We start from the raw sequence: 14,999 nt of genomic DNA, 5'->3' as shown, positions 1-14,999 counted from the left end.
ATCTGCTTTTAACCACTAAAAAGTCACCTCTTTCTTACCTTCACCGTTGTTTTTAAGCAAAAAACACCATATTTCATCCACACAAATTCATTTCTATTTCTGTCTTGCAATACAACTACTGTATACTCTACCTTTAACTAGTTATTTTTAATTACAGGGTTGTAAAATATGAGTGAAGTCATAGACATGAGTTTAGAAGGCATTGAGCAACTATCGCTCGCTAAATTTACTGAAGATGCCTACCTTAACTACTCCATGTATGTGATCATGGATCGTGCCTTACCGCATATCAGTGACGGTTTAAAACCTGTTCAACGACGTATCGTGTATGCGATGTCTGAATTGGGGTTATCTGCTTTAGCCAAATATAAAAAATCAGCACGTACCGTAGGTGACGTATTAGGTAAATACCACCCACATGGTGACAGTGCCTGTTATGAAGCCATGGTATTAATGGCTCAACCTTTCTCATACCGTTACCCATTGATTGATGGTCAAGGCAACTGGGGTGCTCCCGACGATCCAAAATCATTTGCCGCGATGCGTTATACAGAGTCACGTTTATCTGCATTTTCTGAGCTACTACTATCAGAGATTGGACAAGGCACCACAGATTGGAAACCTAACTTCGATGGTACCTTAAAAGAGCCTGAATTATTACCTGCTCGTTTACCGCATATCCTATTAAATGGGATCTCAGGTATTGCCGTTGGTATGGCTACGGATATTCCGCCACATAATGCCCGTGAAGTGGCTGCTGCTTGTTTACACTTAATCGACAATCCAAAAGCACAACTTGAAGACTTGATGGAATTTGTGCAAGGCCCAGATTACCCTACTGAGGCCGAGATCATTACTCCACGTAAAGAGATTATCAATATCTACAAAACCGGTCGTGGTAGCTTTAAAAGCCGCGCCGTATTTGCCGTAGAAAATGGCGAGATAGTGGTAACAGCATTACCTCATCGAGTGTCTGGCGGTAAAATATTAAAAGATATCGCGAAACAGATGCAGGATAAAAAACTGCCGATGGTGGCAGATTTACGTGATGAATCTGACCATGAAAACCCAACTCGCTTAGTTATCATTCCTCGCTCAAATCGTATTGATATCGAAGCCTTAATGAATCATCTATTTGCTTCTACTGATTTAGAAGTTAGCCATAAAGTTAACTTAAACATGCTAGGGCTCAACCAACGTCCTAGTGTAAAAGGGCTAGTAACTATTTTGAGTGAATGGCTAGTGTATCGTCGTAATACTGTACGTCGCCGCTTACAATACCGCTTAGATAAAATATTAGCCCGTGTACATATTTTAGAAGGCTTATTAGTTGCTTACTTAAATATTGATGAAGTGATTGAAATCATCCGTACTTACGATGATGCAAAAGCAGAATTGATATCACGCTATGACTTATCTGAAACACAAGCACACGCTATTTTAGAAATCAAATTACGTCAATTAGCTAAGCTTGAAGAGATTCAAATCCGTGGTGAAATGGCTGAACTATCGGAAGAGCAGAAGAAATTAGAGTTATTACTTGGTTCAGACCGTCGTCTTAATACCTTAGTGAAAAAAGAGATCAAAGCTGACGCTGAAAAGTATGGCGATGATCGTCGCTCGCCTATGGTGGAAAGAGAAGAAGCTAAAGCTTTAACTGAAAAAGAATTAATGCCAAGTGAATCAGTAACTGTCGTATTATCAACCCAAGGTTGGGTGCGAAGTGCAAAAGGTCATGATGTTGACCCACAAGCATTAAGCTTTAAAGCGGGTGACGAGTATTTAACCAGCTGCCAAGGTAAGAGTAATCAAAGCTGTTTATTCATTGATACCTCTGGGCGAGTATATTCGCTTGATGCGCATTCATTACCTTCAGCACGTACTCAAGGTGAACCACTTACTGGTCGCTTTAATCAAAATGAAAACGTGCCTTTTGCCTGTGTATTAATGGGTGATGAAACAGATCGTTATATTATCAGCAGTGACCACGGTTATGGTTTTATTGCTAATCTAAGCGACATTAATAGCCGTAACAAAAATGGTAAAGCGTTAATCAACTTAACCACTAACGCACAGCTTATCGCACCACAGAAACTGTCTAATAATAAAGATGATTTGTGTTTAACTATTAGTAATGAAGGCCGTATGTTGATCTTCCCTGTTGCTAGCCTGCCAAGTTTAAGTAAAGGTAAAGGTAACAAGATGATTAACATCATGACAGCAAAAGCGACTAAACGAGAAGAGTTTGTTACTATGCTGAAAATTATATCACCAGAGAGTGCAGTCACCCTTCATGCAGGGAAACGCAAGCTCACCCTTAAACCAAATGATTTAGCCCATTATCAAGGTGAGCGTGGTCGTCGCGGTAATAAATTACCACGTGGATTGCAGCGCGTTGATAATATTGAAATCATCACCTCTGAACCTGAACAAGAAGAGAATTCATAAACTATGTTATTTATTATCAGAGCAATTTTAATTATTGCTGTCGTTATTTTAATGAGCGTGTACTCACTGTTTTACTGCATTTTGAGTCCACGTAACCCTAAAAATACTTACCACTTTGCTATGCTATTTAGCAAAATGTCACGTTTAGTGGGCTTAAAAGTCACCATTAGAATACCTGAAAGTGCTAAAAATAATGGCTCAGTGGTGTATATTGCAAATCACCAAAATAACTACGATATGGTAACCACTACGGGTGCTGTTCAACCTGGCTCAGTTACTATTGGCAAAAAGAGCTTAGTGTTAGTGCCTTTCTTTGGCATTATCTACTGGTTAACCGGTAACATCTTAATTGACCGAGATAATAAAGATAAATCAAAAAACACCATTACTGACGTGGTTAATCAGATGCGTGCAAAAGACCTAGCGGTATGGATTTTCCCAGAGGGAACCCGTAGCCGAGGCCGTGGTTTAATGCCATTTAAAATGGGGGCTTTCCATACGGCACTGCAAGCGGGTGTTAACGTAGTACCTACCGTTATTTCAAACACACATGATCAAGTTAAACTAAATCGTTGGGACAACGGTGAAGTAATTGTTGAGATGTTAGAGCCGATTGATATTACTCAATACAAAAAACGTGAAATTCGCCGTTTAATGAATGACTCTCATGAGATAATGCTAGCGAAATACAAACAACTTAATAAAGAAGTTAACCGCCCAGATAACAACCCAGGTTGTTGCGATTAACTAAAACGTACAGATACGAGTGGCTGGCAACAGGTCTACGCCACAACCGTAAACCTTGATATAGAAGAGATAAACATGTCAGAAGAACTTACATTTGAAGAGCTATTAGCCGAGTTTGCTGAAGAGACTGCCGATATTGTAGAAGCCGTGTTGGAAGATGGTAGTAACCCAGATGCAATTTATATGATCGAACACCACCTTTCTTGCGACAACTTTGATGTCCTAGAGAAAGCCGCTGTTGCGTGTTTTAAAAAGGGTTATGAAGTAACCGACCCAGAAGAATTAGAGTTAGAAGATGGTTCAATCATTTTAAGTTTTGACGTGGTAGTTGAAATGAATCTTGATGAAGAAGCGATTTATGAAGATGTGGAAAGACTACTGACATTAGCACAATCTTTTGGTATCGATTACGACGGCTGGGGCACTTACCCAGAAGAGTAATACCAATCATAGTAAGTAACTGATCTATTTTACTTGTTAAAACAACTTATTTTTTCGTTGTAAGTTTCGTATAGGGAACAACCATTTACATCAACTTACGCCTCAAACTAAGCCATTTTTCCGGCGCAAAATTTAGATCAGTTATTTAATACAATTGGTATAATATCGATTATTACTATCGCTGATATAAAAAAACCAAGCTAATAGCTTGGTTTTTTTATATATAATACTAAATAGAGTTATTCTGCTTCAGCAGTTTCAACCTCTTTTTGTTGAAAGTTTTCCACTAACGCATTTTTAAGTACCATTGCTTCAATTTCTAAACCACACAACTCTTGGTCCCAGTTAACGCCTGCAAACACTTGTTGTTTTTGCATGCCATCTAACCAAGATTCAAAAAAAACGTCCAATGCGATGCTTTGTACTTGGTAGTCAGCCCACTCTTCATTTTGTAATTTAGCCGCTTGTTTTGCATCAGACCAAAAAAGATAAACGGCAGTCGCGTCTTTATTATCATGTGCATGGCAGTTTGCCCAACCTTGGTTTTCATCAAATAAACCAAATAACTCACCTTGCTCGGCAACTTGCTCAACAAATAGCTCAGCATTCTTTAAATATTGTTCTTTCATTCTACTCTCTACTTGTCTTCGCTCGATGCATCTAATTTCTTTTCTAACTCAGCAAATTTTGCTTCCATTGCATTAAGTTTTTCACGAGTGCGAAGTAATACTTGTGTTTGTACATCAAACTCTTCACGGCTTACCATATCTAGTTTGCCTAACTGTGCTTGTAACACTTGTTTGATTTTACGATCAATTTCATTACCAAAGCTTTTTACACCTTCAGGCATTGCGTCACTTACTTGCTTTGCGATTTCTTCTAACTTCTGTGGATTTAACATAAAAAAGCTCCTTCAATTATTAACGCATTGTAAACCTCACCCCGAATAAATTCTATGGGAATATAAACAAACTTGGTTTTAGTTAGGAAATGATTAAGCTTCTACGCAATTTAAAAAGGCTTCGATTAAAGGTTCATTTAATCGATTTTTATAACAACATACACCTAGATTAAAAGAAGCTAACTCTCCGTCATAAGACAAACTTTGTACACGGTCTCGCACGGGACTATTTTCCACTACCACATCCGGTGCAACACCAACCCCGCAACCAAGTGCAACCATGCTAATTAACGCTTCATGCCCGGCCACTTTGGCATAAATATGTGGTTTACCTACTTTATTAGAGCGAAACCAGGTATCAAAACGGCGTCTGATAGCACCGTGCTCAGGCAAGATAAAAGGGATATGTTTCCAATCAATCGGTGAATGAGTAATTAATTTAGTCACTGCACAAGGAATTGTTGGGGCAATTAATGACAAAGGAATTTCAGCCAAAGGAATAAAATGCATTCGGTTAGGAAAATTATCAGGGTAAGCGGTGATTGCAAAGTCCACCTGATGTTGCATCACTTGTTCAATAGCCACCGCGCTGTCACCGGTAGTCAGCTTAATATCGACATGTGGATGGTTACGTCTAAAACGTTCTAATATTGGTGGTAAATGACTGTAAGCAGCAGTTACTGAGCAATATAGATTAATCTCACCTTCTAATTCATTGGTGTCTTTTAAAATAGAGTGCTTTAATAATTCCCATTGCTCAATTTGCTGTAGTGCAAATTGCTTAAACGCCACACCCGCATCGGTTAATACAACAGAGCGATTATCACGAATTAATAAACTCGCCCCTAACTCATCCTCTAAACGCTGAATTAAACGACTTAACGTAGAGGGGCTAACGTGCATCGCCAATGCGGTTTTAGAGAAATGCAGGCTTTGACTTAAATGCACAAAAATTTGTAGTGATTTAGTGTCCATGACTAGTACTTTGTTTTGATTGTACTACAGGCAGGGTTTGATTCGCGCCCCACTCGCTCCAGGATCCATCATAAACACTTAATGCATCGTACCCCGCTAACTTAGCCGCTAAGGCAAGAATGCAGGCAGTTACACCTGAACCACAACTAAATACCATGCGCTGTTTTTGTGGCATTAATGCTTCAAATATTTGTGCTAGTTGATAGGCATTTTTCATGGTTTGGTTATGTAACACTTCGCTGATCGGTAAATTAATTGCCGTTGGCATATGACCAGATCGCAACCCTTTACGTGCCTCAGGTACTTCCCCTAAAAAGCGATTTCTTGCTCTCGCATCAATGATTGCTACTTGTTTATCTTTTATAGCATCAACAACTTGCTCGGTATCACTGATTAAGTCGGCATGATAAACCGCTTTAAAATCTCCTTGATGAGCTACTTTTTGTGGTGGTTGAATATTCAAAGGTAACCCCGCCTCTTTCCATGCAGGTAAACCACCATCTAATACTGCCACATGGTTGAAGCCCATGGTTTTAAACATCCACCAAACACGCGGACTAGAGAAAATCCCTAAACTATCATAAACCACAATCACGCTATTATTGTTGATACCTAGTAGCTGAGCAGATAATTCAAAATGTTGTGGGGTAGGCATCATATGTGGAAAAGCTGACTCTTGATCACAAACTTCACGATCAAAATCAAAAAATTGCGCGTTATCGATACGTTCATTTAACCATTCTTGATAACCGTTACGTTGCGTTAATGGCATGTGCCAACTGGCATCTAGCAAGATTAAATCGGGGTGGTCTCTATGTTCTGCTAACCATTGGCTAGAGACTAACTCTCCTGGCAACACCAGTGAAGGCATATAAACTCCTTTTTATACAATAAGTTAACAAATAAAGACAATAGTAAGTGGACCATTAAAAAATACATCATAATCGCAAAATAACCTTCATGATATCGTGATGCTCACATTTGTATGATAAAAGTAAGATTCACTTCACTAAATGCAATACTGCCATTGTATCATTTCATTTAACGCAACGTAACATTGCTAATATATCATTTTGCGCAATACTCGATATGCGTTATAGTGACTCCCGAATTCAAATGACCCCTTATTAAAATGTCATTTCCCCTATTAATTTATTTCGGAGTGCAGCTAACATGGCTAACTACTTTAATACTCTTCCTCTACGTGAGAAGTTACATCAACTAGGTCAATGTCGTTTTATGGATCGCAGCGAATTTGCTGACGGTTGTGAAGCATTAAAAGGCAAAAAAGTAGTTATCATCGGTTGTGGTGCGCAAGGTCTTAACCAAGGTCTTAACATGCGTGACTCAGGTCTTGACGTTTCTTACACATTACGTGCTGAAGCAATCGCTGAAAAACGTCAATCTTGGAAAAATGCAACTGAAAATGGTTTCACAGTTGGTACTTACGAAGAGCTAATTCCACAAGCTGACTTACTATGTAACCTAACTCCTGACAAACAACACACAGCGGTTGTTGGTGCAGTAATGCCATTAATGAAAGAAGGTTCTACACTAGCTTACTCTCACGGTTTCAACATCGTTGAAGAAGGTATGCAAGTACGTGAAGATATCACTGTTATCATGTGTGCACCTAAATGTCCTGGTTCTGAAGTACGTGAAGAATACAAACGTGGTTTCGGTGTACCAACACTAATCGCTGTTCACCCTGCAAATGACCCACAAAACCACGGTTTAGCATGGGCTAAAGCATACGCATCTGCTACTGGTGGTGACCGTGCTGGTGTTCTTATGTCTTCTTTTGTTGCTGAAGTTAAATCTGACCTAATGGGTGAGCAAACTATCTTATGTGGTATGTTACAAACTGGCGCAATCTTAGGTTTTGAAAAAATGGTTGCTGACGGCCTTGAGCCAGCATACGCTTCAAAACTAATTCAATACGGTTGGGAAACTGTAACTGAAGGTCTTAAATACGGCGGTATCACTAACATGATGGATCGTCTATCTAACCCTGCTAAAATCAAAGCATTCGATATGTCTTTAGAACTTAAAGATATCCTACGTCCGCTATTCAACAAGCACATGGATGACATCATTGAAGGTGAATTCTCTGCAACTATGATGGCTGACTGGGCTAACGATGACGTTAACCTACTTAAATGGCGTGCAGCAACAGCTGAAACTGGTTTTGAAAAACAACCAGCTGGTGACATGGAAATCGATGAGCAAGAGTTCTACGACCACGGTATCTTCCTAGTAGCAATGATCAAAGCAGGTGTTGAACTTGCATTTGAAGCAATGACTGCATCAGGTATCATCGAAGAGTCTGCATACTACGAGTCTCTTCATGAAACGCCACTAATCGCTAACACCATCGCTCGTAAGAAACTTTACGAAATGAACGTTGTTATCTCTGATACAGCTGAGTACGGTTGTTACCTATTTGACCACGCTGCAAAACCACTACTTGCAGACTTCGTTAAAGCAATGAACCCTGAGTTCCTAGGTAAAGCATTAACAGTTAAATCTAACTCTGTTGATAACGCTCGCTTAATCGAAATCAACGAAGAGATTCGTAACCACCCAGTAGAAATCGTAGGTAAGAAACTACGCGGTTACATGAAAGATATGAAAACAATCGTTGAAGCATCTAACTAATTTTTAGTTAATTAGCTTTAAGATATTATAAGCCAAGCATTTAGCTTGGCTTTTTTATATCTGTTATAAAGTAAAGAAATTACGTACGCGATGAAAATACAAAAGAGATGGAAGCTATCGTTGAAGCATCTAACTAATTTTTAGTTAATTAGCTTTAAGATATTATAAGCCAAGCATTTAGCTTGGCTTTTTTTATATCTGTTATAAAGTAAAGAAATTACGTACGTGATGAAAACACGAAAGATATGAAAACTACCGTTGAAGCATCTAACTAATTTTTAGTTAATTAGCTTTAAGATATTATAAGCCAAGCATTTAGCTTGGCTTTTTTATATCTGTTATAAAAGTAAAGAAATTACGTACGTGATGAAAACACGAAAGAGATGAAAACTATCGTTGAAGCATCTAACTAATATTTTTAGATAAACTTAAAGATTTTAAGCCAAACATTTAGCTTGGCTTTTTTGTGTCTGTTATAAAGTAAAGAAATTACGTACGCGATGAAAACACAAAAGAGATGGAAGCTATCTTTTAAATAAATTCATTTATTCCCCCTCTAAAACACTAATTAATCATCATTTAATTACCACTTTTTACTTAAATTAACTACACTCTTATCCATAATGTATTTTTTATAAACAACTTTTTAGAGAGCAAGTACATGTTTAAGAGCAAAGCATTAAAGGAAGAAAATAAAAAACTTCAGGACGAACTATTTATTCTTAAACAGGTTGGCCAAAGCCTTAAAGAAGATATGATTCATTTTGAGTTGGATAAAAGCGGGAAGATAACAGCTATCAACGATATGACAGAAACGGAGTTAGGTTTCAAGATCAATGACATTGAAGGCAAACATTTCACAGAAATGGTACCAGAACACTACCGAGATACAGCCCATTTTAAGGCTTTAAAAGCAGCATTACTCTCAGGTAATAGTTGGCACGGCGCCGTGCAAGCAGATAAAAGCAATGGGGAATTGACTTGGCTTAGATCCATAATTGAACCGATTGTAGATGAGCAAAATAATTTAGCTTCATTTGTGGTTTTCTGTACTGAATTAACACGTACTATCGAACACTCACGTCAACAACAAGACACATTAGCGGCTATAAATCGCTCTATGTCTACTATTGAGTTTACACCTACCGGCGAAGTGATCACAGCCAACAGTAACTTTTTACAAGGCATGGGTTATCGCCTAGATGAGATTCAAGGGCAGCATCACCGTATGTTCTGTGACCCTGCAGAAACAAGCACTGATGAGTACCGTCTATTCTGGGAAAAACTAGGCAGTGGTGAAGCGGTCTCTAACCGCTTTAAACGCATTGATAGTGGTGGTCGAGAAATCTGGTTAGAAGCGTCCTATAATCCAATTCATAATGACCGTGGTGAACTCTATAAAATCATTAAATTTGCGACCTTAATTACCTCACAAATAGAGCAGGAACAAGCCGCCATTGAAGCCTCACAAATAGCTCACCAAGTCTCAGGTGAAACACAGGATCAATCGGAGAAGTGTAAAGGCATTATTCAAGATACCATCAATGGTATGCAGCAGTTAACGGAGCAAATGGAAAAAGTCAGTGAAAACATTAAGTTTTTAAATGTGCATTCAGAACATATTAGTAACCTAGCAGGCAGTGTAAAAGGCATTGCAGAACAAACTAATTTATTAGCACTTAATGCTGCGATTGAAGCGGCTCGAGCTGGTGAACAAGGCCGTGGTTTTGCAGTGGTTGCAGATGAAGTAAGAAGCCTAGCCTCACGCACCAACACCACCACTGAAGAGATCAGTAAAGTGGTCAACGATAACGTGCAACAAATGGCAGAGGCTGTGAGTTTAATAGACCAATGTAAAAGAGAAGTAAGCAATGCTTTAGAGTTTTCAACAGAAGCTGGTATCACTATGGAAGATATACAAAATGGTGCAACACGAGTGGTTGAAGCCATTGAGCACTTCAATGAAAATGTTCGTGTTAAGTAAAAATCATCAATAAAAAAACAGTGCTTACGGCAAATATAAACGTAAGCACTGGTAGGAAAGTGGCATGCTTAAAGGGGGAGTTAGCTTCTGTTTAGGCAAAAATGAAAAGAAGTACCTTTGCCGATTTGGCTTTCTACACGAATCTCAGAGTGTAATAAACGTAATAACTTTTGGGTGATTGCTAACCCTAAACCACCATGTTCTTTTTTATCGAAGATGGCATTACTTGCACGGTAACGTGCATCAAAGATATAAGCTAATTCATGCTCATGAATCCCAGTTCCATTATCGCTGAGCGTAAGATGTAACTTGTTGTTATCCTCTTCGTTCACTGCAATACTGATACAACCGCCCTGATGACTATGACGAATGGCATTATCAATCAAGTTACTTAACACTCGCTCCAATTTACCAATATCCGTGTACACCATATAATCACAATGCTCAGGGGCAATGTTTAGCTTCAATTGTTTATCTTGCAAACGATGTTGAAACTTAGCCACAATGTCATGCAACAACTCAGGTAACGGGAAGGTTTCCAATTGTAAGGTAACCTGCCCACCATCTAGATGTGCTAATTCAAAAATTTGATCCACCAGCTTTTTTAATTGATTGGCATTTTTAAACGCTATGTCAATAAAGCGCAGATGTTGCTCTTTATCTAAAGCATCACCACGTAACTTAATGGTTTCTAAGTAACCTTGTAAAGCCGCCAAGGGTGTACGTAAGTCGTGAGAAAGATCCGTTAACATCTCTCTTCTGGTTTTATCAATGGATTGCAGTTGTACAAATTGATAATTAATTTGTTCAGCCATCTCATTAAAAGCATCACCGAGTTCATGGATCTCGTTATGTTTTGCAGCAGGCCACTGTTGCAACTCTACTTTGTTCTTTTCAAATCCGGCTTTTTTAAAAGCACGGATATTATTGGTCAACTGTTTTAAAGGATTAGTTAAAATACGTAATAAGATGATCGATACTAAAAAGAAAGCGACCACCACAGCTAATATAAAAATAACCGATTGCGAGCGCAGTAAATCAGACTCTACATCAGCAAAAGCGGAGTCATAGGCTTGACCTCCAATGATCACATATAAATACCCTTGTAGGTTTTCATCGTTATAAATAGGTGCCGCAGAGAATATTTTCTGCTGATTACTATCACGAGGATCATCACCATAAATAGGCAATGATTTTTTACGATTGATAAAATCCACTAAGGGTGCCACATTAATCTGTTGGCGCTTTATTGCACTCTTTTCAGCAGAGTAGCTAACTAATTGGCCACTTGGAGAAATAAAATAAAATTCAAAACTAGGCCCTAAAATCATTAAGCTATGAAACAGGTTTTTAAGCGCACCTTTGTCATAAACCCCCTCTTTTAATAATGGGTTATCGTGACCTAAATGTTCAGCAAGTTCTAGATGAAGACGCTGCTCCGCTTCGTGATGAGAGCTTTTTTCTAAAGTCTTAGTCCACCAAGAAACTACACAGGTGATGGCAATAAACAGCAGTACTAAAGCTAGAGTCATGCGTTGATAAAGGGACACCTTCATTAAGCGACACCTTCCGGACTAAACTTATAACCCACACCAAAAACGGTTTGGATGATATGTGGGAATACTTTGTTATTTGAATTAGGTTGACCAGCCACTAACTTGTTACGAAGACGATTAATATGTGAATTTACAGTGTGCTCATAACCACTATGCTGATAACCCCACACTTTATCCAATAGTTGTGTACGTGAGAATACTTGCCCAGGGTGTTGAGCCATAAAGCTCAATAGGTCAAATTCAGTGGAGGTTAACTCTAAACTCTGTTCACGCAACACCACTTCATGGGTGCGCTGGTTAATCATTAATTGGCCATGACAAATAACGCTGTTATCGGCTACCGGCTCTTGAGTTTGGTTATTTTGTAAAAGATGAACACGGCGTAGTAAGGCATGTACACGTGCTTGTAACTCTCTTACGCTGAAGGGTTTCGCCATATAATCATCGGCCCCTAACTCTAAGCCTAGGACACGATCTAATTCTGAGGTTCTTGCGGTAAGCATTAAGATTGCTTGAGCAGGTTTACTCTCTCTGACTTTACGACAAACATCTAAACCACTACAGCCAGGTAAATTCAGGTCTAACATTAATAATGAGTAATCATTTTCTAAAGCTTGTTTAATCGCATCTTCGCCATTATCACAATGTGTTACTGCTAAACCAAGATCCTCCATATTCACCTTAATTAACTCTGCAATGTCTTGGTCATCTTCTACGATTAAAATACTATCTGCCATTTTCAACTCTCTAAGAAAGAGACTTATTGAAGGTTAAAGCGGTTAACAATCAATAAGTCACACTAGTTTACCTGGTACGAGTGATGGTAACTGACATAACAGGGTTATCGAATTTCTGTTGGTAAGTTAACGCCGATGTAGTTAAACCATCATCACTACTCACAATCCCTGGGTGCATTGTCACTATATCTATATCATCTCGTTCAGCATTAAAGGCTTCGCCAGCAGTCCCATCCGAAGAGGCTGCGTTAGAAGCTGGACCTGGTACAGTATCAGCCGTTTCTGTATTTGCTTCAGTACCTGCATCATAAGCCACTGTTTGGTAGGTGACTGAATCATTCAGCGCTAAATCTGTTAAGTCCACTTGGTTAAGACCGGTGAAAGCATCATTACTATTTCCTAACATGCTAACAAATGATAAATATTTTACATTATCGGTGTAACTCACTGTAATTGAGGTAGATGTACCATAGGTAATACCGCCACTAGCACTCGCTGAACTGAGAATAAAGCTAGTGTCACTTAATATTTCACTCGCATCCCCTGATTCTGCTAATAGCTCTAGTGCCTCAGAAGCAGATTCACCAACGGTAAACAGCGCGCCAGTATTGTGTAAGAGTAATGATGGTGGTGAAATAGGCTGACCATTGGTTAGGTTCTTTAATACCACTTCATACTCTACGGGTGTTTCAATTATAGTCACTGTATCAGAGTCATCATTACATGCTGCTAACGCTAACCCGCCAAGGGTTGCTATAGTGACTTTAGCAAATTTACTCATAAAGCCTCCTATTCAACAACGACAGTCAATTTAGCAACAGGGTTTAACCAACGATGTGAACTATTGTCTAAATCACTAATGCCACCTTCCGCATCATCATCCCCCACAACACCAGGGTGAATATGCACAGTTGCATTGCTGATTTCTGTTGTCACACCTGAACCGCCTGAACCTGCATCACCACCAGGAAAGGCTGGGATACTTGCCGCTAATTCATCATTGGCTTCTGTTCCTGCATCATAAGCATTCAAGAAAACAGTGTAAGTACCGGCTTCACTTGGGATCTCCCAGCTATCTAAACCAATAAAGGCATCATTGGTTGGAAGCATCATAGCGGCAACAGATAGGTAATCGTTACCACTTGAATTACTTAATACAAAACTAGTGGATTCACCTGATGCTAATAAACCATCAGCAGGATTTTCAATAACATCTGCACCCGCATTACCTAAGATACTACTTACACCAGAGATATCACCACCTTCTGCTAACTCCTCTAACTCGGCTGTTGCCGCTGTGGTGGTTTCAAAGATTTCAGTCGCTGAATCATGTGCGCCCGCAACAATTGGAGTGAAATAGATATTATGCGTTAAGTTAGTGACAGTAACCGTTAAATCTTGTGCTTGAGTGGTTGCCGAAAATAGCCCCAAAAGTCCAGCCGTAATAAAATGCTTGTTTGTCATGTTGAAACTCCCTTTTATCTTAAGTTAAGTGTGCTTAGTTGATGAAGAGAGTATGGCGAGTAGATATCACGAACTTATCACGCAATATTCACTATTTTGTTGTGAAATATTCGCATTCTTATACTTTGATCAAACTAATTGATAAACAGGTAGTTATTTATAATAAGTAGGTGAAATGCTTCCTTTCTTAGCTGGAAAATCAATACTGTTTTTTGCATATTCAATAACAGGCAGTATAATCCTGCTTCCAAAATCAACATGAGTTACCCATGAACGAACAATATGAAAACCGCTTTGGTGGCATTAAACGCTTATATGGCACACGTGCATTAAACAAATTTAAAGACAGCCATGTCTGTGTGGTTGGGATTGGTGGTGTCGGATCGTGGGTAGTAGAATCATTAGCACGCTCAGGTATTGGTCAAATTACCTTAATCGATATGGACGATTTATGTGTGACTAATACTAACCGTCAAGTCCATGCGTTAGCGGACACCGTTGGCCAACAAAAAATTGATGTGATGGCTGCTCGCTGTAAACAGATCAACCCAGATATTATCGTTAACTGTATTGATGATTTTATTGATAAACAAAACTGCTTTGATTATTTAAATAGCAATATGGATTACATCTTTGATGCCATTGATAGTATCCATGCAAAAGTCGCGTTAGTGGCGCATTGTAAGCGTAATAAATACCCATTATTAACCTGTGGTGGCGCAGGTGGACAGTTAGACCCAACACAAATTCAAGTCACTGACTTAGCACGTACGATTCAAGACCCTTTAGCTGCTAAAGTGCGTTCAGAATTACGCCGCCACTTTAACTTTACAACAAACCCTAAACGTAAATTCAGAATTAACTGCGTGTTTTCTACTGAGCAGTTAAGTTACCCAGATTTAAACGGGGAAGTGTGTAAAGAGAAAGCTGAATCAGACGGTAATATGAAGATGGATTGTGCCAGTGGTTTTGGTGCATCAACCATGGTTACTGCTAGCTTTGCTTTTGTTGGTACATCATTTATGCTGAAGAAAATTGCTGAGAAAGCCTAGCGCTTTTAATTTTCACAGTTAATACCAATTGTATTA

General features: G+C 39.0%; 14 protein-coding genes and 1 pseudogene. 7 read left to right on the top strand and 8 right to left on the bottom strand.

Annotated elements, in window-relative coordinates:
- Positions 1–168: 168 nt before the first annotated feature.
- From parC to rraB, 3 genes are all read left to right on the top strand, one after another.
- On the top strand, positions 169–2,448 hold the full coding sequence (gene parC, locus DS885_RS16375) for a DNA topoisomerase IV subunit A (protein WP_113820474.1): 2,280 nt from the start codon (positions 169–171) through the stop codon (positions 2,446–2,448).
- A gap of 3 nt (positions 2,449–2,451) precedes the next feature.
- Complete coding sequence (locus tag DS885_RS16370; RefSeq protein WP_113820473.1) at positions 2,452–3,195, top strand: 1-acylglycerol-3-phosphate O-acyltransferase; 744 nt, start codon at positions 2,452–2,454, stop codon at positions 3,193–3,195.
- A gap of 75 nt (positions 3,196–3,270) precedes the next feature.
- The gene (gene rraB, locus DS885_RS16365) at positions 3,271–3,636 is read left to right on the top strand and encodes a ribonuclease E inhibitor RraB (protein ID WP_113820472.1); all 366 of its coding nucleotides are present in this window, start codon (positions 3,271–3,273) and stop codon (positions 3,634–3,636) included.
- A 239-nt stretch (positions 3,637–3,875) separates the two neighbouring features.
- Here the strand turns inward: rraB and DS885_RS16360 are convergent, their stop codons facing one another.
- The 4 genes from DS885_RS16360 to DS885_RS16345 form a co-directional block, all read right to left on the bottom strand.
- Positions 3,876–4,265 (bottom strand): DUF2750 domain-containing protein, encoded by a 390-nt coding sequence (locus DS885_RS16360; RefSeq protein ID WP_113820471.1) that lies wholly within the window; start codon positions 4,263–4,265, stop codon positions 3,876–3,878.
- A gap of 8 nt (positions 4,266–4,273) precedes the next feature.
- Positions 4,274–4,537, bottom strand: coding sequence for a ubiquinone biosynthesis accessory factor UbiK (gene ubiK / locus DS885_RS16355; protein ID WP_113820470.1), 264 nt, complete (start codon positions 4,535–4,537; stop codon positions 4,274–4,276).
- A 93-nt stretch (positions 4,538–4,630) separates the two neighbouring features.
- Complete coding sequence (gene ilvY / locus DS885_RS16350; RefSeq protein WP_113820469.1) at positions 4,631–5,512, bottom strand: HTH-type transcriptional activator IlvY; 882 nt, start codon at positions 5,510–5,512, stop codon at positions 4,631–4,633.
- A complete protein-coding gene (locus tag DS885_RS16345; protein WP_113820468.1) occupies positions 5,502–6,383 on the bottom strand; it encodes a sulfurtransferase in 882 nt (293 codons plus the stop codon). Before DS885_RS16345 ends, ilvY begins: the two co-directional genes overlap by 11 nt.
- A 302-nt stretch (positions 6,384–6,685) precedes the next feature.
- Here DS885_RS16345 and ilvC point away from each other — a divergent pair, with 302 nt between their 5' ends.
- The 3 genes and pseudogenes from ilvC (at position 6,686) to DS885_RS17950 (ending at position 10,154) form a co-directional block, all read left to right on the top strand.
- Positions 6,686–8,170, top strand: a complete 1,485-nt coding sequence (ilvC, locus tag DS885_RS16340) for a ketol-acid reductoisomerase (protein WP_113820467.1) — start codon at positions 6,686–6,688, stop codon at positions 8,168–8,170.
- 661 nt (positions 8,171–8,831) lie between these two features.
- Positions 8,832–9,611 (top strand): annotated as a pseudogene (locus tag DS885_RS17955) (PAS domain-containing protein); the annotation flags it as partial.
- A gap of 108 nt (positions 9,612–9,719) precedes the next feature.
- Complete coding sequence (locus DS885_RS17950; RefSeq protein WP_413694355.1) at positions 9,720–10,154, top strand: methyl-accepting chemotaxis protein; 435 nt, start codon at positions 9,720–9,722, stop codon at positions 10,152–10,154.
- Between the two features lie 80 nt (positions 10,155–10,234).
- On the opposite strand, the gene DS885_RS16330 is transcribed toward DS885_RS17950, so the two are convergent.
- From DS885_RS16330 to DS885_RS16315, 4 genes are all read right to left on the bottom strand, one after another.
- Positions 10,235–11,710, bottom strand: coding sequence for a sensor histidine kinase (locus DS885_RS16330; protein WP_113820465.1), 1,476 nt, complete (start codon positions 11,708–11,710; stop codon positions 10,235–10,237).
- A complete protein-coding gene (locus DS885_RS16325) occupies positions 11,710–12,447 on the bottom strand; it encodes a response regulator transcription factor (protein ID WP_113820464.1) in 738 nt (245 codons plus the stop codon). The genes DS885_RS16330 and DS885_RS16325 overlap by 1 nt, the downstream gene beginning before the upstream one ends.
- 67 nt (positions 12,448–12,514) lie before the next feature.
- Positions 12,515–13,228, bottom strand: coding sequence for a spondin domain-containing protein (locus DS885_RS16320; protein WP_113820463.1), 714 nt, complete (start codon positions 13,226–13,228; stop codon positions 12,515–12,517).
- 8 nt (positions 13,229–13,236) lie between these two features.
- Positions 13,237–13,911: a spondin domain-containing protein gene (locus DS885_RS16315; RefSeq protein ID WP_113820462.1), complete on the bottom strand. Its 675-nt coding sequence runs from the start codon at positions 13,909–13,911 to the stop codon at positions 13,237–13,239.
- Positions 13,912–14,180: 269 nt separating this feature from the next.
- Here DS885_RS16315 and tcdA point away from each other — a divergent pair, with 269 nt between their 5' ends.
- Positions 14,181–14,963, top strand: coding sequence for a tRNA cyclic N6-threonylcarbamoyladenosine(37) synthase TcdA (tcdA, locus tag DS885_RS16310; RefSeq protein WP_113820461.1), 783 nt, complete (start codon positions 14,181–14,183; stop codon positions 14,961–14,963).
- The last annotated feature ends 36 nt before the right edge of the window (positions 14,964–14,999 follow it).

The organism is Psychromonas sp. B3M02 (assembly GCF_003318165.1).
Lineage (GTDB): Bacteria > Pseudomonadota > Gammaproteobacteria > Enterobacterales > Psychromonadaceae > Psychromonas.
The sequence above is the reverse complement of the archived record's forward strand: the minus strand, read 5'-3'. Positions and strand labels throughout refer to the sequence as shown.

Coding starts and splice junctions, on each gene's coding strand:
- ubiK (WP_113820470.1), bottom strand. CDS start 4,537: ATGTTAAATCCACAGAAGTTAGAAGAAATCGCAAAGCAAGTAAGTGAC.
- ilvY (WP_113820469.1), bottom strand. CDS start 5,512: ATGGACACTAAATCACTACAAATTTTTGTGCATTTAAGTCAAAGCCTG.
- DS885_RS16360 (WP_113820471.1), bottom strand. CDS start 4,265: ATGAAAGAACAATATTTAAAGAATGCTGAGCTATTTGTTGAGCAAGTT.
- DS885_RS16320 (WP_113820463.1), bottom strand. CDS start 13,228: ATGAGTAAATTTGCTAAAGTCACTATAGCAACCCTTGGCGGGTTAGCG.
- DS885_RS16325 (WP_113820464.1), bottom strand. CDS start 12,447: ATGGCAGATAGTATTTTAATCGTAGAAGATGACCAAGACATTGCAGAG.
- rraB (WP_113820472.1), top strand. CDS start 3,271: ATGTCAGAAGAACTTACATTTGAAGAGCTATTAGCCGAGTTTGCTGAA.
- ilvC (WP_113820467.1), top strand. CDS start 6,686: ATGGCTAACTACTTTAATACTCTTCCTCTACGTGAGAAGTTACATCAA.
- DS885_RS17950 (WP_413694355.1), top strand. CDS start 9,720: ATGCAGCAGTTAACGGAGCAAATGGAAAAAGTCAGTGAAAACATTAAG.
- DS885_RS16330 (WP_113820465.1), bottom strand. CDS start 11,710: ATGAAGGTGTCCCTTTATCAACGCATGACTCTAGCTTTAGTACTGCTG.
- DS885_RS16370 (WP_113820473.1), top strand. CDS start 2,452: ATGTTATTTATTATCAGAGCAATTTTAATTATTGCTGTCGTTATTTTA.
- tcdA (WP_113820461.1), top strand. CDS start 14,181: ATGAACGAACAATATGAAAACCGCTTTGGTGGCATTAAACGCTTATAT.
- parC (WP_113820474.1), top strand. CDS start 169: ATGAGTGAAGTCATAGACATGAGTTTAGAAGGCATTGAGCAACTATCG.
- DS885_RS16345 (WP_113820468.1), bottom strand. CDS start 6,383: ATGCCTTCACTGGTGTTGCCAGGAGAGTTAGTCTCTAGCCAATGGTTA.
- DS885_RS16315 (WP_113820462.1), bottom strand. CDS start 13,911: ATGACAAACAAGCATTTTATTACGGCTGGACTTTTGGGGCTATTTTCG.